The organism is Streptococcus sanguinis (assembly GCF_008329445.1).
GTDB classification, from domain to species: Bacteria; Bacillota; Bacilli; order Lactobacillales; family Streptococcaceae; genus Streptococcus; species Streptococcus sanguinis_O.
Map to the genome: position 1 here is coordinate 48,096 of NZ_VIBR01000007.1, position 20,574 is coordinate 68,669.

At 43.1% G+C, this 20,574-nt stretch carries 18 protein-coding genes; 4 read left to right on the forward strand and 14 right to left on the reverse strand.

All coding sequences use genetic code 11. From position 1 onward, the window contains the following. Positions 1 to 16: 16 nt before the first annotated feature. The 12 genes from atpB to FKX92_RS11905 all read right to left on the reverse strand — a co-directional run bounded on the left by atpB (position 17) and on the right by FKX92_RS11905 (position 15,211). Positions 17 to 733, reverse strand: coding sequence for a F0F1 ATP synthase subunit A (atpB, locus tag FKX92_RS11850; protein ID WP_149566400.1), 717 nt, complete (start codon positions 731 to 733; stop codon positions 17 to 19). Between the two features lie 35 nt (positions 734 to 768). After that, the gene (locus tag FKX92_RS11855; protein WP_002896005.1) at positions 769 to 969 is read right to left on the reverse strand and encodes a F0F1 ATP synthase subunit C; all 201 of its coding nucleotides are present in this window, start codon (positions 967 to 969) and stop codon (positions 769 to 771) included. A gap of 264 nt (positions 970 to 1,233) precedes the next feature. Next, positions 1,234 to 2,175, reverse strand: coding sequence for a mannose-6-phosphate isomerase, class I (gene manA, locus FKX92_RS11860; protein WP_149566401.1), 942 nt, complete (start codon positions 2,173 to 2,175; stop codon positions 1,234 to 1,236). Positions 2,176 to 2,299: 124 nt separating this feature from the next. After that, complete coding sequence (locus tag FKX92_RS11865) at positions 2,300 to 2,800, reverse strand: phosphatase PAP2 family protein (RefSeq protein WP_125340793.1); 501 nt, start codon at positions 2,798 to 2,800, stop codon at positions 2,300 to 2,302. Positions 2,801 to 2,942: 142 nt separating this feature from the next. Further along, positions 2,943 to 5,339, reverse strand: coding sequence for a glycogen/starch/alpha-glucan phosphorylase (locus FKX92_RS11870; RefSeq protein ID WP_149566402.1), 2,397 nt, complete (start codon positions 5,337 to 5,339; stop codon positions 2,943 to 2,945). 214 nt (positions 5,340 to 5,553) lie between these two features. Next, entirely contained in the window at positions 5,554 to 6,984 is a 1,431-nt protein-coding gene (gene glgA, locus FKX92_RS11875) for a glycogen synthase GlgA (RefSeq protein ID WP_125338212.1), read from the reverse strand. Then, positions 6,981 to 8,120: a glucose-1-phosphate adenylyltransferase subunit GlgD gene (gene glgD / locus FKX92_RS11880; RefSeq protein WP_125401433.1), complete on the reverse strand. Its 1,140-nt coding sequence runs from the start codon at positions 8,118 to 8,120 to the stop codon at positions 6,981 to 6,983. Before glgD ends, glgA begins: the two co-directional genes overlap by 4 nt. Beyond that, a complete protein-coding gene (locus tag FKX92_RS11885) occupies positions 8,110 to 9,252 on the reverse strand; it encodes a glucose-1-phosphate adenylyltransferase (protein WP_149566403.1) in 1,143 nt (380 codons plus the stop codon). Before FKX92_RS11885 ends, glgD begins: the two co-directional genes overlap by 11 nt. Before the next feature lie 6 nt (positions 9,253 to 9,258). Beyond that, on the reverse strand, positions 9,259 to 11,169 hold the full coding sequence (glgB, locus tag FKX92_RS11890) for a 1,4-alpha-glucan branching protein GlgB (protein WP_002902694.1): 1,911 nt from the start codon (positions 11,167 to 11,169) through the stop codon (positions 9,259 to 9,261). Between the two features lie 385 nt (positions 11,170 to 11,554). Then, positions 11,555 to 12,979: an NADP-dependent glyceraldehyde-3-phosphate dehydrogenase gene (locus FKX92_RS11895; protein ID WP_002910196.1), complete on the reverse strand. Its 1,425-nt coding sequence runs from the start codon at positions 12,977 to 12,979 to the stop codon at positions 11,555 to 11,557. A 233-nt stretch (positions 12,980 to 13,212) separates the two neighbouring features. Further along, positions 13,213 to 14,946, reverse strand: a complete 1,734-nt coding sequence (gene ptsP / locus FKX92_RS11900) for a phosphoenolpyruvate--protein phosphotransferase (protein ID WP_149566404.1) — start codon at positions 14,944 to 14,946, stop codon at positions 13,213 to 13,215. 1 nt (position 14,947) lies between these two features. Next, positions 14,948 to 15,211 (reverse strand): phosphocarrier protein HPr, encoded by a 264-nt coding sequence (locus FKX92_RS11905; RefSeq protein WP_002896017.1) that lies wholly within the window; start codon positions 15,209 to 15,211, stop codon positions 14,948 to 14,950. Between the two features lie 598 nt (positions 15,212 to 15,809). On the opposite strand from FKX92_RS11905, the gene nrdH reads away from it, so the two are divergent. From nrdH to nrdF, 4 genes are all read left to right on the forward strand, one after another. Further along, positions 15,810 to 16,028, forward strand: coding sequence for a glutaredoxin-like protein NrdH (nrdH, locus tag FKX92_RS11910; protein WP_002897920.1), 219 nt, complete (start codon positions 15,810 to 15,812; stop codon positions 16,026 to 16,028). 160 nt (positions 16,029 to 16,188) lie between these two features. After that, positions 16,189 to 18,348, forward strand: coding sequence for a class 1b ribonucleoside-diphosphate reductase subunit alpha (gene nrdE / locus FKX92_RS11915; protein WP_149566405.1), 2,160 nt, complete (start codon positions 16,189 to 16,191; stop codon positions 18,346 to 18,348). 27 nt (positions 18,349 to 18,375) lie between these two features. Then, positions 18,376 to 18,774 carry a hypothetical protein gene (locus FKX92_RS11920; RefSeq protein WP_149566406.1) on the forward strand — a complete coding sequence of 133 codons (399 nt, stop codon included), beginning with the start codon at positions 18,376 to 18,378 and terminating at the stop codon, positions 18,772 to 18,774. A 3-nt stretch (positions 18,775 to 18,777) separates the two neighbouring features. Continuing rightward, positions 18,778 to 19,737 carry a class 1b ribonucleoside-diphosphate reductase subunit beta gene (nrdF, locus tag FKX92_RS11925; protein WP_002919372.1) on the forward strand — a complete coding sequence of 320 codons (960 nt, stop codon included), beginning with the start codon at positions 18,778 to 18,780 and terminating at the stop codon, positions 19,735 to 19,737. A gap of 57 nt (positions 19,738 to 19,794) precedes the next feature. Here nrdF and FKX92_RS11930 read toward each other — a convergent pair whose 3' ends face one another. Then, entirely contained in the window at positions 19,795 to 20,100 is a 306-nt protein-coding gene (locus FKX92_RS11930; RefSeq protein ID WP_002912062.1) for a hypothetical protein, read from the reverse strand. 77 nt (positions 20,101 to 20,177) lie between these two features. Continuing rightward, positions 20,178 to 20,574, reverse strand: a 397-nt coding sequence (locus FKX92_RS11935; RefSeq protein WP_223105458.1) for a DUF6287 domain-containing protein, incomplete at its 5' end; no start/stop codon positions are given.

Consider the following 20,574-nt stretch of genomic DNA (forward strand, 5'->3'; position numbering starts at 1 on the left):
TATCTATCCTTTCTTTTTATTCTACCTCACCATTAATCTTTTTACCAAGATACATAGATGTTAGCATGGTAAAAACATAGGCTTGGATACAGGAAATAAAGATGGAAAAACCAGTCCAAACCATGTTCATAATAAAGGCAATCGGATACCAATACGCTGCTTGATGTGCCCAAGTCAAGAGCAAACCAGCCAATACTTCACCTGCAAAAATATTCCCATAAATCCGCAAGGCTAGCGAAGCAAAATTGGTAAATTCTTCCAAGATATTCATGGGTGTCATGATACCTGGAGTCACAAAACCTTTTAGATATCCTTTTATACCTTGACGACGGATTCCTTCTACATGACAGAATACCGTCACTAAAAGAGAGAAGCCTAGGTCAAAAGCGAGATTTGCTGTCGGTGATGTCCAGAGATTGAAACCATTGGTTGTCTGAACCTTAGCCATCAATCCCAAGTTATTCGCCACAGCTACGAAAAGAAAGAGGGAGAATAGAAAAAGCGAGTAATTCTTCATATAATGCTCGCCAACGTTTCCCTTGGTAAAATCAATGACAAAGTCATAGATATATTCCAAAGCATTCTGCTTTCGTGACGGCTTAATCGTCATCTTTCGACTTGCCCAATAAACAAGTCCAAAAGTTACAAGCACCGTCAGCAGAGTCATGGCCAGCAGGGTCAAATCAAAGGTCACAGGACCTATATTGATAGTTGGATTGATACTTTCTTCCAACAGATGACACCCCCTTTTCTAAAGAGAATCCTTTCTTATTTGATAACAAAGGACATAGCCAGCGTTACAAAGAAAGTACCTTCAACAAAGGCTACTCCCAAGATTAGGAGGCTTCGCAATTGACCGATAATTTCTGGTTGACGAGCTGCTGCCTTAAATAGATTACTCATAATCATACCTTCAGCAATTGATACGCCCAAGCAGGCCAAACAAAGTCCTAAATATGTTAAATTCATGATGACTTCTCCTTTATATTTTAAAATTTACTTCCTTAGTTTACTCCTAAAATATCAAATAGTCAATCTTTTGCCACCATTGTAAGCGTTTTTTGTTTCATTCTTTTGATTTATAAATTTTCCTGTCAAAACAATTGAATTATTATTGATATACAAACTATTCTGCTATATAAATAAGAAGAAAGTGATTAAAATTTCACTTATTTCATATGTTTTTTAAAGAAAAAAGAGCAAAGTGATTATTTGCTCTTGATTTTTCTATGATTATGGATGGCTAACAATCAACTGCATATCTCCAGACAAGGTCCATTCTGTGACATCGTTAGGCAGGATGAAATGCTCCCCTTTTTCAAGAGGATAAACTGCCCCACCAACTTCTAGCTCACCGACACCTTCCAAGACACTGACCAAGCTGTAGTCTGCTGTCTTTTTAAAATTGACTGAACCAGCGATATCCCACTTGTAAACAGCAAAGAAGTCATTGGCCACCAAAAGAGTAGAAGTCAAACTATCTGCCTGAATGGTAACAGGACGGCTATTGGCAGGCTCACCGATAGTCAGAACGTCAATCGACTGCTCCAAATGCAGTTCACGAAGATTGCCAGCATCATCCTTACGATCAAAGTCATAGACACGGTAGGTTGTGTCACTGGACTGCTGAGTTTCCAAAATCAGAATACCTGAGCCAATGGCATGCATGGTACCGCTTGGTACATAGAAGAAATCGCCAGCCTTGACTGGGATTTTGGTCAGGAGACGGTCCCAGTCCTTGCTCTCAATCTGCTGGCGCAACTCTTCCTTGCTCTTGGCATTGTGACCATAGATAATTTCTGCTCCTTCGTCTGCAGCAATGACATACCAGCATTCAGTCTTACCAAGCTCCCCTTCGTGCTCTAGTCCATAAGCATCATCAGGATGGACCTGAACACTAAGCCAGTCATTGGCATCTAAAATCTTGGTCAAAAGTGGAAAGACAGGTTCCGGACGATTGCCAAAAAGCTCACGGTGCTCGGCATAGAGAACATCTAACTTCTGGCCGGCAAATCGTCCGTTCTTGACGGTTGACACACCATTAGGATGAGCCGAGATAGCCCAGTACTCCCCTACATGGTCGCTGGGAATCTCATAGCCAAAGACATCGCGCAGTTTGGTCCCACCCCAAATCTTCTCCTGCATCACAGACTGTAGAAATAATGGTTCTGACATAGTAGACTCCTTAAATATTTTTTACATCCAGCAAGGAATAACCCTTGGTATCGAAACGGTTGTTACTGCTTTCATTATAATATAGCATAGGCACTTTGTCTACTATCTGCTGAAAGCAATTCCTTTATAATAAAAAGAGTAAAGCTCCCCAGCAAATGCCGCAAAGATAACCGACCAGCACATCCTTTGGATAGTGTACGCCGCCAATCACGCGCACTACGGCCAGCCCTGCTGAAAGCAAGAGGCAGATAAGTCCCGGCAGCCAGAAAAAGTAGAGTAGACACATGGAAATCACTGTCGCCGAAAAAACATGGCGGCTGGGCATGGACTTGCCTGATGTATCCTTGGTCAGCAAGGGCTGAATAGCCCATTTTTCGTAAGGGCGTGGCTGATTCAGTCGTTTACGAATAGCTGACAACAGGCCAAATCCAATGGCTGGTAAGAAGAAAAAAGTAAGCAACCCTTTCCAGCCTTCCGTCAGAAAGGCACTGATTAGAACGAGACCATAAACGATAGGTATGAACAAGGTCATTCCCCGATTGAAGTAAACCAACCCTTTCAGCCACTGAGGGCGACTGCGAAAAGGAGTCGTTAATTGTTGATAAAAAATCGTGTAGTCTTTCATACTTGCTTACCCTGCTTTTCTAAAAGTTGGACTATCATACTTTCTCTACTATAGCATATTTCTAGACAAGATGGTAGATGAATAGCAAAAGAGACTGAGACCCCAGCCCCAATCTCTTATTGTTAATGTTTTCTCAGGAGTATTATTTCTCCAAATTCCAGATTTCCTTGGCATAGTGCTCAATGGTATCATCTGAGGTAAACTTGTCAGATGTAGCGATATTAATCAAGCTCATGCGGGCCCATTTTTCTTTGTCACGATAGAGAGCATCAATCTTCTCTTGAGCTTCTACATAGGCATGGAAGTCTTCCAAGAGGAAGTATTCATCATTGTGGGTGATAAGGGCTTCGTAGATTTCAGAGCCTTCTTCACGAACGTTTGGAATGGTTCCGTTGACAAAGGTATCGACCACTCGGCGAATGTCTGGATTGCTTTCATAGACACCGCGTGAGTAGTAATCGTGGCGGGCATAGTGCTCATAAACTTGGTCCTTGTCCATCCCAAAGATGACAATATTGTCGTCACCGACCTCGTCCTTGATTTCGATATTGGCTCCGTCCAGAGTAGCCAAGGTAATGGCACCTGTCATCATGAACTTCATGTTGGAAGTGCCAGAAGCCTCCTTGGAAGCCAGAGAAATCTGCTCAGATACATCTGCCGCCGGAATGATGAGCTCAGCCAGGCTGACCCGGTAGTTTTCTAGGAAGACAACCTTGAGTTTGCCTTGCAGGCTTTCATCCTTGTTGACCAGATTGGCCACTTCATTAATCAGCTTGATAACAGACTTGGCAAAGTGGTAGCCTGGAGCAGCCTTGGCACCGAAGATAAAGACGCGTGGCACCATATCCTTATCAGGATTGTCCTTGAGTTCCCAGTAAAGCTTGATGATATGAAGCAGGTTAAGCAGCTGACGCTTGTAGGCGTGGAGGCGTTTCACCTGCACATCAAAGATAGCTTCTGTAGAGACTTCTACTCCCGTTGATTCCTTGATGAAGTTAGCCAGGCGAGCCTTGGCTTCTTGCTTCACTCGATAAAAATCGCCCAGCACTTGCGGATCATCCTTGAATTCCAAAAGCTTACGCAGCTCATGGATATCACTTCTCCAGCCCTTACCAATCAGCTTATCAATCTCAGCTGACAGAGGCTGGTCCGCAATTTGCAGCCAGCGGCGCTGGATAATCCCGTTGGTTTTGTTATTAAACTTCTCTGGGTAAATGCTGTAGAAATCACGCAAGGTGTCTTCTTTGAGCAGTTCTGTATGGAGTTTAGCAACACCATTGATTGAATTACCGCCAATGATAGCCAAGTGGGCCATGTGGATTTGATTGTCCTTGACGATCCGAGTGTTTTCGATGACTTGCGGATCAAGGCTGCGTCCAGCCATTTCAGCCACATAGCGGTTGTCGATTTCTAGGATAATCTGATAAACCCGCGGCAGGACATTCTTAAAGAGCTCTGCATCCCATTTTTCCAAAGCTTCAGACAAAATGGTATGGTTGGTGTAGCTCATGGTTTTAACCGTGGCATTCCAAGCGTCTGCCCATTCCAGGTCGTACTCATCCACCAAGAGACGCATAAACTCAGCCGGTGCGACAGCTGGGTGGGTATCGTTGATATGGACAGAGACCTTCTCATGAATATCCTTGAGCGGGCGACCTTGCTTGAGGTAGGATTTGATAATGGTCTGCAGACCTGCACTGGTCATAAAGTATTCCTGAATCAAGCGCAGCTCTTTTCCTTCGTAGCTAGAATCGTCTGGATAGAGAATGGCAGTGATGTCTTGCACACGGCGACGAGCTTCAATAGTCGGATAGTCCAGTTCATACTCTTCTGGAATTTCAACATCCCAAAGACGGAGATTGTTGACATTGTCATTGCCAAAGCCAATCTGCGGCACGTCGTAAGGAACGGCCCGCAAGGTTTTGGAATTCTCATAAAGTGGCACAATCCGGCCCTTTTCATTGGCATGGAGGGAAACATTTCCGAAGATTTTGACATCAACAATATCATGGTCCTTACGGGTCTCCCAGACATTGCCTAGACTGCCAAACCAAGCATCAGGAATTTCTACCTGATAGCCATCTACAATGCGTTGCTTAAAGAGTCCATAGCGATAGCGAATCCCATTTCCAAATCCTGGATAGCCAGTGGTTGCTAGCGAGTCCATGAAGGCTGCCGCCAAGCGGCCCAGACCGCCATTGCCCAAGGCCATGTCATACTCCGCATTCTTGACATCTTCAAAGTCAACGCCCAACTCGGCAAAGCCCTCCTTGACCGTATCAAGGATACCTAAGTTGAGCAGATTGGTTTCCAGCATGCGCCCTGGAAGAAACTCGATAGAAAAATAGTAAGCTGTCTTTTGCTGCTGCTCAATCAACTGATTGCGGCGCTCTAGCCACAGGGGCGTTATATACTTGCGGACAGTGCTGGCTAAAGCCTGAAAAAGCTCCACTGAAGTCGCATCAGCAACCTTAATCAGCTGTCTTTCATGTAGAATATCCTTAAAATCTCGAATAAAACGTTCTTTTGTTAGTTCCATAGTGGATGGTTATCTCCCTTTCTTAATAGTGGGAAACAGTTTTTAAACGCAGGAATACTTTTTTCAATCAAGATGGGAAGCATTCGCTTCAGCTACAAGCTAAAAACAGCGCTCCAATACAGTATGATAATATATAAAAATGTAATTCTCACGGAAATCCTCCCTTGTCCCATGGGCAAGAGAGGATTTTCTTATACTGATTCCAAAATAAATGTTATAGGAGTGATTGATACAAATCACTGTATGCCTTGCTGGCTGTATCCCAAGAGAAGTCTCTCTCCATCGCCTGCTCTTGCAGAGATTTCCAAGCTTCCTTGTCATCGGCATAGAGCTTGAGCGCTTCCTTGAAAGTCCAAGTCAGCCAGTAGCCAGAAAAGTTATTGAAGCTAAAGCCAGTTCCCTGTCCTGTATAGACATTGTAAGGCTCCACGGTATCACGCAGACCGCCCACTTCGTGCACCAAAGGCAAGGTTCCGTAGCGCATAGCCATCATTTGTGACAGTCCACAAGGCTCGAAACGGCTTGGCATGAGGAAAATATCGCTGGCAGCGTAGATTTCCTGAGCCAAGGTTACATCAAAGAGAATATTAGCTGAAAGCTTATCAGGATAGGCATGACCAAACCAAGCGAAAGCTTGCTCAAAAGCTGGATCGCCTGTTCCCAAGAGGATAATCTGCACATCTTCCTGCAGAAGATTGTGCAGCTCTTCCACTACCAAGTCAAAGCCTTTCTGACGCGTCAGGCGGGAAACAATCCCAACAACCGGCACATCATCACGCACAGGCAGACCAACTCGCTCTTGCAAAGCTCGCTTGTTTTCTAATTTACCAGATAAGTCAGATTTGTCAAAGTGGTGGGCTAAGAGCGGATCCGTTTCTGGATTATAGATATCTGTATCTATACCGTTGACAATTCCGACCAGCTTACCAGACTCCATCCGCAGGATTTGATCCAAATTACAGCCAAATTCTGGTGTACGGATTTCACCTGCATAGCTTGGTGATACAGTTGTCACTCGGTCCGCATAGAGAATGCCAGCTTTCATCCAGTTGAGACAGTCATTCCAACGCAGGGTACCGTCTGCATAGCGCTCATAGCCCACTCCAAATAGTTCCCAAAGCATACTGTCAGGAAATTGACCTTGGAACTCCAGATTATGGATGGTCAAGACAGTTTTGATATTCTGATATGCTTGAATCCAATGGTATTTTTCCTTAACCAAGAAAGGAATCATAGCTGTATGATAATCGTGAACATGCAGAACATCCGGAATAAAATCAATCCGCTCCATCAACTCTACGGCTGCTAACTGGAAGTAAGCAAAGCGCTCACCATCATCAAAGTCTCCATAAACATGACCGCGGAAGAAATAATGCTGATTGTCAATAAAATAGAAGGACACACCGTTCAAGACCAGTCGCTTGACCCCAACATACTGGCGGCGCCAGCCAACACTGACTTCAAAGTAGAAAAGGTCTTCCACCTGGTCGCCAAATTTGGCATGGGTCATGTCATAGTAAGGCAGAATGACACCAACTTCATGGCCAGCCTTGACCAGTGATTTGGGGAGAGCGCCGATAACGTCTCCCAAACCACCTGTCTTAGAAAATGGGGCTCCTTCTGCTGCTGCAAATAAAATCTTCATCGAATTATGTCCTCTGTAACTTTTTGGCTCTTCTTGACTACGATTGGGTCTTCTGCAGTTCCGCGAATCACCACTCCTTCGCCAATTTCAACACCCTTGTCCACAATCGCGTACTCGACAGTTGCATTTTCTCCAACTTTCACTCGAGGGAAGAGAACACTGGATTTAACACTGCTTCCAGTCTTAATCTTGGTATTCCGTGAAATCACAGAATTGATGACCTCACCTTCCACAATGCTTCCTGACGCAAACTGAGAGCGAGATACTTTTGAAGACTCAGCATAGTAAGTTGGCTCTTCATTCTTAACCTTGGTGTAAATCTTTTGGTTCGGACTGAAGAGAGAGTAGAATTTCTTACTTTCAAGCATATCGATATTAGATCTGTAGTAGGTCTCTACAGAATAGATATTCGCCAGATAGCCTGTATATTCGTAGGCAAATGCCCCTTCCTGAGTTGCTAAATCACGCAGGACATAGCGCAGTTTTTGGGGATGCTCTTTCTTAGCTTCTTCTTCCAGCTTTTCAATCAGCCATGGAGTATCCACTACAAAGATGTCTGTAGACATATTGAAGAGCTCAGCATCTTCTCGGCCATCAAAGAGTTTATGCCCTCTGACATGGTCTGTCTCATCAATATCTAGGACAGCATTTACATCTGAGATATTTTCCTTGTGCAATTTCTTGTAGACAACTGTAATCGGCTGCTCTGTTGTATTGTGCAAATGGAAAACTTGATTGAGGTCAATATTAACCAGGATATCGCAGTTAAGAGCGACCGTTTGGTTGGAACCAGAGCGTTTGAGGTAGGTCAAAAGCTGATCATAGTATTCCTCACCGACTGTAGAGCTTTCAACACGGGTATTGTAGATTCCCAAGTAATAGTGGCTGAGCAAGGTAGACAGACCCCACTCACGACCAGAACGAATATGGTCAAAAACAGAGCTGATATTGTCCTGCTGGAAGATACCAAAGACACTGCGGATACCAGCATTGGCAAGACTTGAAAGCGGGAAGTCAATCAAGCGGTATTTCCCACCGAATGGCAAGCTGGCTACTGGACGATGATTTGTCAGAGTTGACATATCATGGAAGCCGACTGTGTTTCCTAAAATTGCTGAGTATTTATCAATCTTCATCTTTTGGTACCCCCACTTTCTCGTTGTATCCGACAACATATACTTCCTCTGTACCATCAATCTCTACACCATCAGAGATGATCGCACCTTCGCCGATAATGGCCCGCTTAATCTTAGCGTCTTTGCCAATAACAGCTCCACTCATGATGACAGAGTCTTCAATGACTGCGCCCTTCTTGACCCGAGCACCAGTAGAAAGGATAGAGTGTTTTACTGTACCGTCAACGAAACAGCCATCAACGACCAGCGAATCTTCTACATGGGAATTTTCACTGATGAAGTTTGGCGGAGAAATCAAGTTGCGAGAATAAATTTTCCAGCGACGATTGCGGCTATCCAGAGCATTTTCTGGGCTGATGTATTCCATGTTGGCTTCCCAGAGAGACTCTACTGTACCAACGTCTTTCCAATAGCCTGCAAAGTCATAAGCATAAACGCTTTCGCCAGATTCAAGGTAGTTAGGGATAACATTCTTACCAAAGTCAGACATATCCACATTGCTCTTTTCAGCAGCTACCAGCATATTGCGCAGACGCTGCCAGTCAAAGATGTAAATCCCCATAGAAGCCTTGGTTGACTTAGGATTTTCTGGTTTTTCTTCAAATTCAACAATTCGATTATTAGCATCTGTATTCATGATACCGAAACGGCTGGCTTCTTTGAGAGGCACATCCAGAACGGCAACTGTCAAGCTGGCATTGTTGTCCTTGTGAGATTGAAGCATGTCATCATAGTCCATCTTGTAGATATGGTCCCCAGACAAAATCAGGACATACTCAGGATTGATGCTGTCAATATAGTCGATATTTTGATAAATCGCATGGCTGGTACCTTCAAACCAACGATTTCCTTCGCTCGCAGAATAAGGCTGAAGAATGGACACGCCCGAGTTAATACCATCGAGCCCCCAGCTAGAACCATTTCCGATATGACTGTTCAGAGCTAGTGGTTGGTATTGAGTAATGACACCGACATTATGAATACCGGAGTTGGCACAGTTAGACAAGGCGAAGTCAATAATACGATAGCGGCCGCCAAACTGTACCGCAGGTTTTGCGATACTCTGTGTGAGCTTTCCAAGACGAGTTCCTTGCCCGCCGGCAAGAATCAAAGCTAGCATTTCATTCTTCATAGACTATTACTCCTTTGTGGAATCTTTTTTAACATTTTTTCGAGCAATCCGACGCTTGATCTTCCAGATGCTGGCTCCAAGAGCTGGCAGCGTAAAGGTCAAGGTCTGTGGATAATCTTTCCAAAGTCCTTCTTGAGACTGAACTGTTTCGTTATGTTCCTTCCAAACACCTCCCCATTCTTCTAATTCAGTGTTCCATACTTCTTCATAAATGGCTTCCACTGGAACACCAATGGTAAAGTTCTTCCGCTCTACCGGCGCCATATTGAATACACAAACTAACATGTCTCCTTTTTCTGTCTTACGGATAAAGGAGAGGACACTTTGATCGGTATTATCCGCATCAATGATTTCGATACCATCATAGCTCAGATCAATCTCCCAAAGCGGACGATTGTCTTTATAGAAGGCATTGAGTGCAGCAGTGAAGCCCTGCATCTTTTTGTTCATCTGATCGTCCAGATTAGACCATTCTAGCTGCTCTTCTGACTTCCATTCTAGGAACTGACCAAATTCTGAGCCCATAAAGAGCAGTTTCTTGCCCGGATGGCAGATTTGGTAGGTCAGCAAGTTGCGGAGCCCTGCAAATTGATTGTAACGGTCACCCCACATCTTATGCATGAGACTCTTCTTGCCGTGAACCACTTCATCATGCGAGAATGGCAGGAGGAAGTTTTCAGAGAAAGCGTACATAAAGCTGAAGGTCACTAGATTAAAATCGTACTTACGATAAATCGGATCTTCCTCGTAGAAGCGAAGGATATCATTCATCCAGCCCATATTCCACTTGTAGTCAAATCCAAGACCACCCAGCTCTCTCATGCCAGTAATCTTGGTCTCTGAGGAGCTTTCCTCTGCAATCATCATGACATCAGGATGGGCTAGTTTGATAACCGTATTGAGGCGCTGCAGGAAGTAATAGCCTTCATAGTTACGATTGCCGCCATCTTTATTTGGCTGCCATGGACCGCTGTCATAGTCTAGATAGAGCATATTGCTGACAGCATCAACCCGAATTCCGTCCAGATGATAAAAATCAATCCAGAATTTAATGCTGGAAATCAAGAAAGACTGAACCTGATTCTTGCCCAAATCAAAGTTGAGAGCACCCCATCCATAGTTATGGGCCCTATCGTGGTCCTGATACTCGAAAGTCGGTGTCCCATCATAGTAGGCTAAAGCATCATCATTAATAGTGAAATGACCCGGTACCCAGTCCACAATGACACCGATATTGTTCAAGTGACATTCTTCGACAAAGTCCTGAAACTCCTCAGGCGTGCCATAGGTGTGCTCAAAGGCAAAGTAGCCCATGAGTTGATAGCCCCAGCTAAGTCCCAGCGGGTGAGCCATAAGCGGCATGAATTCCACATGCGTGTAGTTCATCTCCACCAGATACGGAATCAAGTCTTCTTTTAACTGGGCAAAGCTATAAGGACTGCCGTCTTCATTGCGTTTCCACGAACCAGCATGCACTTCATAGATATTGACCGGCCGAGAGAAGAAGCCCCAGCGCTTCCGGCGTGCCAGCCAAAGACCGTCTTTCCACTTCTTCTCAGGAATAGTGCGAATGACTGCTCCCGTGCCCGGACGCTCTTCCAGATAAATAGCCAGCGGATCAATTTTCAAAATTTCCTGACCACTGCTGCGCTTGATATTGTACTTGTATATATCACCTTCCTTAGGCAGCTCCGTGAAGACTTCCCAAACGCCCGCTTCATTTCGGACCATAGGAATCTGCTCTTCATACCAATTGGTGAAATCTCCAATCAAATGGACACTCTGAGCATTAGGCGCCCAAACGCGGAAAGAGTAGCCAGACTTGCCGTCCACTTCATCCTGATGCGCCCCTAGATAATGCTGCAAATGAAAGTTTTCACCTGTTGTAAAGGTTCTTAATGCTTCGTTCTTATCCATGTAATCACCTTTCTATTTGTAAGCGTTTTCTATAATACTATTCTACATTATTTTTATCTCTTTTTCAAGTAAATTTCAAATATCCTTACGGAAAATCACTAAAACCGAACATTAGCTAAAATTAGTAATAAATGAGAGAGAAAACACTGCATTTTGTGCCTCTAAGTATGTTTTTATTCCTTTTTCGCTAAATATAGGAGCTATCCAAAACAAGAAAAAGATGAAAATTTTCATAAAGATATAGACCAATATGTAAATTTACATTTTAAAATAATAAGCAATTAAACATATAAATGCTTGATTCTTTTCAAATCATGAGGTAATCTTATTAGATTTACAAGTTCATCAATGTAAGAAAAAAGGCCGCACAAAGCCGCCTTTCTCATTATTTCACATCAAACACGATGGATTTCACTTGTGTCATCGCTTCGATACTGTAACGAATCCCTTGCACTCCTGCTCCAGATCCCTTAACTCCAAGGAATGGGAAGTTATCTGGACCACGTTGGGTCTTATTATTGATATGTACAGTACCCACTTCCAGTTTCTCAGCAATTTCAAATGCTTTAGGGAAATCATTTGTAAAGACTGAAGATTGAAGACCAAACTCTGACTGGTTACAGATCTGAATAGCCTCTTCAACGGAAGTCACACGAATAATCGGAAGAACAGGACCAAATGGCTCTTCCCAAGCTAATTTCATATCCAGTGTCACATGGTCAAACAAGGCAGGCCAGATGAGATTTGCTTCACGTTTGATTTCTGTCAAGGCTGACGCTCCCTTTTCCTGAGCATCTTCAATCAAGCCCCAGATGAAATCTGCTGATGCATTATCAATGACTGGTGTGATATCCGCATTATCAAAGGGATCACCAACCGTCAGTTTCTCTACCTCTGCCTTAATCAGCGCCGCTAATTTGTCTGCTACGCTCTCCATGACAATGACACGTTTTATAGCCGTACAGCGCTGGCCAGAATAACTGTATGCCCCGCCAACAATCTGCTTAGCTGCATGCTCCAAGTCAGCATCTTCCAGCACAACTGCAGCATCCTTACCACCCAATTCTAACATAATTGGACGCATACCAGCCAACTTACCGATGCGCTCACCGATTGGGGTGGAGCCAGTAAAGTTAATGTAGTTTACTTCCTTATGCTCAATGATGTAATCCCCGATTTCTGAACCACGTCCTGTGATGGTATTGAAAACACCAGCAGGCAGACCAGCCTCAGCAAAAGCTTGAGCCAAGAGCAGACCAGAAATTGAACCTTGTGTAGGCGGCTTAAACATCACGACGTTTCCGCCGATAAGGGCAGGAGCAATTTTGGAACCAGACAGGTTGACTGGGTAGTTAAATGGCGCAATGGCAAGTACAACTCCTACGGGCTCACGACGGACCACAGCCAATTTTTTCTTGCTGGCAGCTTCAAAGCCGCCGCCTTCCATAACCTGACCATGAATACGAATGCCCTCTTCAGCCGCATAGCGAATCAAGTCTGCTGTCCGGACTACCTCTCCGACTGCCGCTTTGATACCCTTGGCAACTTCTTTTGCAAGAATTTCGCCAATCTTCTCCTGATCGCGCTCCAAAATATCCGCAACCTTATGCAAATAAGCTGCACGTTCAACTGCTGAAAGAGCTCGCCAAGCTGGCAAAGCCGCACGAGCGCTCGCCATCGCATAGTCGACCTCTGCCTGAGTCATGGCAGGCACAGTTCCTAAAATCTCATTGTTGATAGGAGATGAGATGGTAATTTCATTTTCAGAAACTTTCCACTCTCCATTTATATAGTTTTTATATTGTGTCACTTGTCCCCTCCAAAATGTTATTAAATATTATTTTACCAAATTTTCTGAAAATTTCAACCAAAAGTTATAAATTTAAAGAATTTTTTCACAATTAAGATAGATTATCTAAGTTTGTTCATATTAGATCTGCTTATTTTCTGTTTTCTTTGATTTCAACCTTCTGCACAAACTTCACTATGCCCCTGAAGAAAATAAAAAAGACCAGGAAAATCTCCCTGATCTTAATTTTCAGATTAATCGAAGTTCAGATATTCTTTTTCAAGTTCAAGAACTTCTTCCATCGTTGCACATTCAGTCAGTGCACGCTGAGCCAGTTCTTGCATCTTCTTCGTATCCAGCTTCTTCATGAGGCTACGAGTCCGAAGGACAGAAGTCGCACTCATAGAGAATTCATCCAAGCCCATACCTACGAGCAATGGTACCGCAGTTTGATCGCCGGCCATTTCTCCACACATACCTGCCCATTTGCCTTCAGCATGAGCAGCTTTGATAACATTGTTAATCAAGCGAAGGATAGATGGGTTGTATGGTTGATAGAGGTAAGAGACTTGCTCATTCATCCGGTCAGCTGCCATAGTGTACTGAATCAAGTCGTTGGTACCGATAGAGAAGAAGTCAACTTCCTTGGCAAATTGATCCGCTAGCATAGCTGCTGCTGGGATTTCAATCATGATACCTACTTGGATATTGTCTGCTACTGCAACGCCTTCAGCTTGCAGCTTAGCTTTTTCTTCGTCATAAACCGCTTTAGCTTTGCGGAATTCTGTCAGAAGGGCTACCATTGGGAACATGATGCGCAATTGTCCATGTACAGAAGCACGCAAGAGAGCGCGGATTTGTGTACGGAACATAGCATCACCAGTTTCCGAGATAGAGATACGCAAAGCACGGAAACCAAGGAATGGGTTCATTTCGTGTGGCATATCAAAGTAAGGAAGTTCCTTATCTCCACCAATGTCCATTGTACGAACAACAACTGGTTTTCCATTCATGCCTTCAAGTACAGCCTTGTATGCTTCGTACTGCTCATCTTCTGTCGGGAAGTCTTGAGAGTCCATATAAAGGAACTCAGTCCGGTAAAGACCAACTGCTTCTGCACCGTTAGCATTGACACCTTCAACGTCTTTTGGCGTACCGATATTGGCTGCCAATTCGAAGTGCTTGCCATCTGCAGTCACAGTCTGAGCATCCTTAAGCAATTCCCATTCAGCTTTTTGCTTAGCATAAGCCTCACCAGCTGCTTTAAATGCTGCGATTTGTTCTTCAGTTGGATTGATAATCACTTCACCAGTGATACCGTTAGCTGCAATCACATCGCCGTCTTTTACAAGCTCAGTAATATTATTAGTTCCCAATACTGCTGCGATTTCAAGCGTACGAGCCATGATAGCAGAGTGGCTTGTCCGGCCGCCGATATTAGTTACAAAAGCTTTAACAAATTTCTTATCCAGCTGTGCTGTATCAGAAGGAGTCAAGTCATGAGCAATGACAACTGATTCTTCATTGATAGACGCTGGATTTGGCAATTTCTTGCCCAAAAGGTTAGCAAGAACACGCTTCGTCACGTCGCGGATATCTGCCGCACGCTCTTGCATATATGGATTGTCGTCCATGTTTTCAAAGAGAGTGATAAACATGTCCGTTACTTCTTTCAGACCAGCTTCTGCATTGGTCTTTTTCGCACGGATTGTTTCTTTGATTTGCCCAACCATTTCAGGGTCAGCAAGTACCATTAAGTGAGCGTCAAACACCTGAGCGGCTTCCTCACCAAGGCTATCTACTGCTTTCTCACGGATAACAGAAAGCTCGTTCTGTGAAGCTTCAAGAGCTGCATCCAAACGAGCCTCTTCTGCATTCGTATCTTCGACTGAAACAGTCTCAAATGATAAATCCGGTTGAACTAATAGATATGCCTTAGCAACGGCAACACCGTCAGATGCTGCAATTCCTTTAAGCATTTCTGTCATATTAAGCCAATCCTTCTTTTTCCATTGTTTCAGAGATTGCAGCGATAGCATCGTCTGCATCTGCACCTTCAGCTGAGATCTTAACATCAGCTCCTTGGCCAACACCGAGACTCATAACACCCATGATAGATTTCAAGTTTACTGATTTACCTTTGTATTCAAGCGTGATGTCTGAAGCGAATTTGCTAGCAGTTTGAACCAACAAAGTTGCTGGACGTGCGTGAATACCTGTTTCTGCTACAATGTGGAAATCTTTAGAAGCCATAGTTAGACTCTCCTTTTAAATAATTCTTTTTGAGTTATTGTGATAACCCTTACAAGTTGATATTATATCACCTTTTGAAATCTTTTTCAAGAATTTTATAGCCCGCTTACAAAATATTTCTTAGGAAATGAAAGCACTTCTTATTATATTGAAGGTGGAATTTCCAAGCAAAAGCCCCTATCTTTCAGCTTTTATTCAAACATTTCTTCCAGCAAGTTTTCAATCATAAATTTCTTATTTTTATATTCTTAATTTCCATAAATTAAGAATATAAACTCCTCCCTCCACTCCTGCTAGTGATTCCCTAAATTCTGTAACACAAGATATTGGATTTTGGTTTTGGGAAGGAAAAGCTACTAGTCATTTTTCTAACATTTTAAGACTTGTTTAAGCATTGCCGCAACAGCATTTTGCTCCTTTTCTGCAATTTTTCACTTCTTTTCACCGCTTATACAAACACTATATATTGTATTGTAATCTATCCTATAACAAAATATCACACAATATTTAGTTCAAAACTATTGACATTCTATTTTCTTTTAGATATACTAGTTTCGTATTATTTAAAAGAAAAAACGAAAGTTTAGAGGAATTTTTAATGGTAACTATTTACTCAAAAAACAACTGCGTTCAGTGCAAAATGACCAAGCGCTTCTTAGATACTAATCATGTAGAATACCGCGAAATCAACTTGGACGAACAGCCAGAATTCATTGACCATGTCAAAGATCTTGGTTTCAACGCTGCTCCTGTGATTCAGACAGCAACTGAGGCATTTTCTGGTTTCCAACCTGGTAAATTGAAAAAACTGTCTTAATGTAGTTTATTTTGAGGGCAGCGCGCCTTGATTGGGAGATAAACTAAAAGACAGATTATCAGGGCAAACTGCAGCTCCTATGCTCATAGGGGCCGTTTCTTTTGTAAGGCGGATATTTTTCCGCTAGCTAATTATCTTATTTATATAGAAAAGGAAAAACATGGGACTCAAACATTTAGAGGATGTGACATACTTCCGACTCAACAACGAAATCAACCGTCCAGTTAATGGTCAGATTATGCTTCATAAAGACCAAGAAGCCTTAAAAGCTTTTTTTAAAGAAAACGTTGAGCCAAACACCAAGCAATTTTCTTCTATCACAGAAAAAATTAAATATTTAATAGAAGAAAACTATTTGGAAAAGGAATTTATTGAACTTTATTCTCCTGAATACATCAAGGAGCTGACTGCTTTTATCCATGCTCAAGATTTCAAGTTTAAATCTTTCATGGCTGCTTATAAGTTCTACAACCAGTATGCACTGAAGACCAATGATGGCGAATACTATCTGGAAAGCATGGAAGATCGGGTACTCTTCAACGCCCTCTACTTTGCCAACGGAGATGAAGCCATTGCCAAGGATATTGCTAATGAAATTATCCACCAGCGCTACCAACCGGCTACACCAAGCTTCCTCAACGCTGGTCGGGCTCGTCGCGGCGAATTGGTTTCCTGCTTCCTCATCCAAGTAACAGATGATATGAACTCAATCGGCCGCTCCATTAACTCTGCCCTGCAGTTGTCTCGTATCGGAGGCGGGGTCGGTATTTCCCTCAGCAATCTGCGGGAAGCTGGAGCACCTATCAAGGGTTATGAAGGAGCTGCATCTGGCGTTGTGCCTGTTATGAAACTCTTTGAGGACAGTTTCTCTTACTCTAACCAGCTGGGCCAACGTCAGGGAGCTGGGGTTGTTTACCTCAATGTTTTCCACCCAGATATCATCTCTTTCCTTTCTACCAAGAAAGAAAACGCCGACGAAAAAGTTCGGGTTAAAACCCTTTCACTCGGTGTCGTCATTCCAGATAAGTTCTACGAATTAGCGCGCAAGAATGAAGAAATGTACCTCTTCAGCCCATACTCTGTTGAACGCGAGTATGGAGTACCATTTGCCTATCTTGACATCACTGAAAAATACGATGAATTGGTCACTAATCCAAATATCACTAAGACCAAGATCAAGGCCCGTGATTTGGAAACAGAAATTTCTAAACTCCAACAAGAATCTGGCTATCCTTATGTCGTAAACATTGATACAGCCAACCGTTCAAATCCAATTGACGGTAAAATCGTCATGAGTAACCTTTGCTCTGAAATCCTGCAGGTGCAAGAGCCTAGCCTTTTGAATGATGCGCAAGAGTATCTTCACCTAGGAACAGATGTATCATGTAACTTAGGCTCTACGAACGTTGTCAACATGATGACTTCGCCTGACTTCGGAAAATCCATCCGAACTATGACACGCGCTTTGACCTTTGTCACAGACAGCTCGCACATCACAGCTGTGCCTTCTATCGACAATGGTAACAGTCTGGCGCATACCTTTGGTCTGGGAGCTATGGGACTGCACAGCTACTTGGCACAGCAGCTGATCGATTATGGATCAGCGGAAGCTGTAGAGTTCACTAGCATCTACTTTATGCTTATGAACTACTGGACTTTAGTTGAGTCTAACAATATCGCTCGCGAGCGTGGCGTGACCTTCCATAACTTTGAAAAATCTGACTATGCTAACGGCACTTACTTTGACAAGTACCTGACGGGTGAATTTGTACCTAAGTCTGACCGTGTCAAAGAACTCTTCGCAGGCATCTTTATCCCGTCTTCAGAAGATTGGGCAGAGCTGCGCGACAAGATCAAGGCTGATGGTCTCTACCATCAAAACCGCTTGGCCGTTGCACCAAATGGCTCTATCAGCTACATCAATGACGTTTCTGCTTCAATTCATCCAATTACTCAACGGATCGAAGAACGTCAAGAAAAGAAAATTGGTAAGATCTACTATCCTGCTGCTGGTCTGTCAACTGAGACTATCCCTTACTACACCAGCGCCTATGACATGGACATGCGCAAGGTTATCGATGTCTATGCAGCCGCAACTGAGCACGTGGACCAAGGTCTTTCCCTGACTCTCTTTATGCGCAGCGATATTCCTAAAGGCCTCTACGAATGGAAAAAAGAAAGCAAGCAAACAACCCGCGACCTTTCTATCCTGCGTAACTACGCCTTCAACAAAGGTATCAAGTCCATCTACTACGTCCGCACCTTCACTGATGATGGGGGCGAAGTAGGTGCCAACCATTGTGAAAGCTGTGTGATTTAGTTAATTATTATAATAGGAGACATCTTTATGAAAAAAAAATTAACAGTTTTTGAGTATCTTGCTTATCTTGTAATTGAAACATCTGTGTTTCTATTTTTACTCAGTTTAATAACAAAGTTAGTTTTGAAATTGAATCCGGAAACATCCGTTCTTGATATGTTACTCACACCGGTTATTATTTTAGGAATTATGTACTTCATCATTAAAGTTATTTCTCAGAAATTTAATGATAAGCCATTATTTTCAATGCTACCAATTAGCTATTCATTTAGTTTTTATTTAATTCAATTTCGCATATTGTTAGATCACTCTACAAGCTCATCTGATTATACGATGCAATTAGCTTTGTTTACTTTATTTTTCATTATTGTGAGTAGCATTGATAAAATATTCAATAATTATTTAAAACACTCTAGGGAGAAATAATCCATGCAAACTTACTACAAAGCCATTAACTGGAACGCTATCGAAGATGTCATCGATAAGTCCACCTGGGAAAAACTGACTGAGCAATTCTGGCTGGATACGCGGATTCCCCTATCCAATGACCTGGATGACTGGAGAAAGCTATCCCACAAGGAAAAAGACCTGGTCGGCAAGGTCTTCGGTGGCCTAACCCTGCTGGATACACTCCAGTCTGAATCTGGTGTGGATGCCCTACGTAAGGATGTCCGCACAGCTCACGAAGAAGCTGTCTTCAACAACATCCAATTTATGGAGTCCGTTCATGCCAAGTCCTACTCTTCTATCTTTTCTACGCTCAACACCAAGTCAGAAATCGATGAAATCTTTGATTGGACCAACACCAATCCATACCTGCAAAAGAAAGCTGAGATTATCAACGAGATTTACCTGAACGGTACAGCTCTGGAAAAGAAAATAGCCAGCGTTTTCTTAGAAACCTTCCTCTTCTACTCTGGTTTCTTCACTCCGCTCTACTATCTGGGGAATAACAAACTGGCTAACGTCGCTGAGATTATCAAGCTGATTATCCGTGACGAGTCTGTCCACGGAACCTATATCGGCTACAAGTTCCAGCTAGGTTTTAATGAACTACCAGAAGACGAGCAAGAAAAACTCAAAGAATGGATGTATGACCTACTCTACACCCTCTATGAAAATGAAGAAGGCTACACTGAAAGCCTGTATGACACAGTCGGCTGGACCGAAGAGGTTAAGACCTTCCTGCGCTACAATGCCAACAAGGCTCTGATGAATCTGGGACAGGATCCCCTCTTCCCAGACTCAGCGGACGATGTCAATCCTATCGTCATGAACGGTATCTCAACCGGTACTTCCAACCATGACTTCTTCTCCCAAGTAGGAAACGGCTACCTGCTGGGCGAAGTTGAAGCCATGCAGGATGACGACTATAATTACGGTTTATAAAACAAAGAACCCCTCTTTCCAAGTACGGAAAGAGGGGTTCTTTGTCTGTCTATTAATCTATTGATTATCGTAGATATATTCTTCCAGATGTTCTGCGACTGTAATCTCAACTCCAGCCTCAGATGTTAGATAAATCACGGTACAATCATGAGCTGGGACAATAGGAAATAAAAAGGGTTTCATATTTTGATAAATTCTATACATCCGCCTTTGACTCGTTGGATTTTCAAGATAAAGCTTGCTGTCACCACCAGAAAAGTCAGCCGGCAGAAGGGCATAGTAAGCCACCAAAGCTCCATTTTCATCCAATACTCTAATCTTATTTAAGTCCTCAGCTATTTTTTTCATCATTAAGGTGGCCATTTTTACTCCCTTCATGTTTTTTTATCCAAATAAAGGTGGAGCTGGGAACATCATCCCTAACCCCACCTATACAGTCACTAATTAGATACGCGATAATACGGATGCTGGGAAGCAGTGATAGCATCGCTGCCTAGTTGCAATTGTTCTTTTGGAGCAGGATTACCTGTCAAGGGCAATGCAGCACCTTCTGGAATAAAGAACAAGGGATCACTGCTACCAGAGCTATAGTACCCAAAAGATACAACATATTTATTATTATCAACTCTACCATTGTAAAAGGTATTATTGTCAATCACTTCTCCTGAACTTCGTTTGAGCACTGTTGAACCATTGCCATCAATAACAAATTGATCCCCCAAATCATTTTGCCAGGTACCAGCCACAGTAGAAAAATCTCCTGCCGCTAAAGCATTGACATCGATACCCGCTGCTGGAGTGGCTGGGTCTTTCGTGTCAGACTTTGTTTCATTTTTA

Coding starts and splice junctions, on each gene's coding strand:
- glgD (WP_125401433.1), bottom strand. CDS start 8,120: ATGAAGATTGATAAATACTCAGCAATTTTAGGAAACACAGTCGGCTTC.
- FKX92_RS11905 (WP_002896017.1), bottom strand. CDS start 15,211: ATGGCTTCTAAAGATTTCCACATTGTAGCAGAAACAGGTATTCACGCA.
- glgA (WP_125338212.1), bottom strand. CDS start 6,984: ATGAAGATTTTATTTGCAGCAGCAGAAGGAGCCCCATTTTCTAAGACA.
- nrdF (WP_002919372.1), top strand. CDS start 18,778: ATGCAAACTTACTACAAAGCCATTAACTGGAACGCTATCGAAGATGTC.
- ptsP (WP_149566404.1), bottom strand. CDS start 14,946: ATGACAGAAATGCTTAAAGGAATTGCAGCATCTGACGGTGTTGCCGTT.
- nrdH (WP_002897920.1), top strand. CDS start 15,810: ATGGTAACTATTTACTCAAAAAACAACTGCGTTCAGTGCAAAATGACC.
- nrdE (WP_149566405.1), top strand. CDS start 16,189: ATGGGACTCAAACATTTAGAGGATGTGACATACTTCCGACTCAACAAC.
- FKX92_RS11865 (WP_125340793.1), bottom strand. CDS start 2,800: ATGAAAGACTACACGATTTTTTATCAACAATTAACGACTCCTTTTCGC.
- FKX92_RS11855 (WP_002896005.1), bottom strand. CDS start 969: ATGAATTTAACATATTTAGGACTTTGTTTGGCCTGCTTGGGCGTATCA.
- FKX92_RS11870 (WP_149566402.1), bottom strand. CDS start 5,339: ATGGAACTAACAAAAGAACGTTTTATTCGAGATTTTAAGGATATTCTA.
- glgB (WP_002902694.1), bottom strand. CDS start 11,169: ATGGATAAGAACGAAGCATTAAGAACCTTTACAACAGGTGAAAACTTT.
- FKX92_RS11885 (WP_149566403.1), bottom strand. CDS start 9,252: ATGAAGAATGAAATGCTAGCTTTGATTCTTGCCGGCGGGCAAGGAACT.
- FKX92_RS11930 (WP_002912062.1), bottom strand. CDS start 20,100: ATGGCCACCTTAATGATGAAAAAAATAGCTGAGGACTTAAATAAGATT.
- FKX92_RS11920 (WP_149566406.1), top strand. CDS start 18,376: ATGAAAAAAAAATTAACAGTTTTTGAGTATCTTGCTTATCTTGTAATT.
- manA (WP_149566401.1), bottom strand. CDS start 2,175: ATGTCAGAACCATTATTTCTACAGTCTGTGATGCAGGAGAAGATTTGG.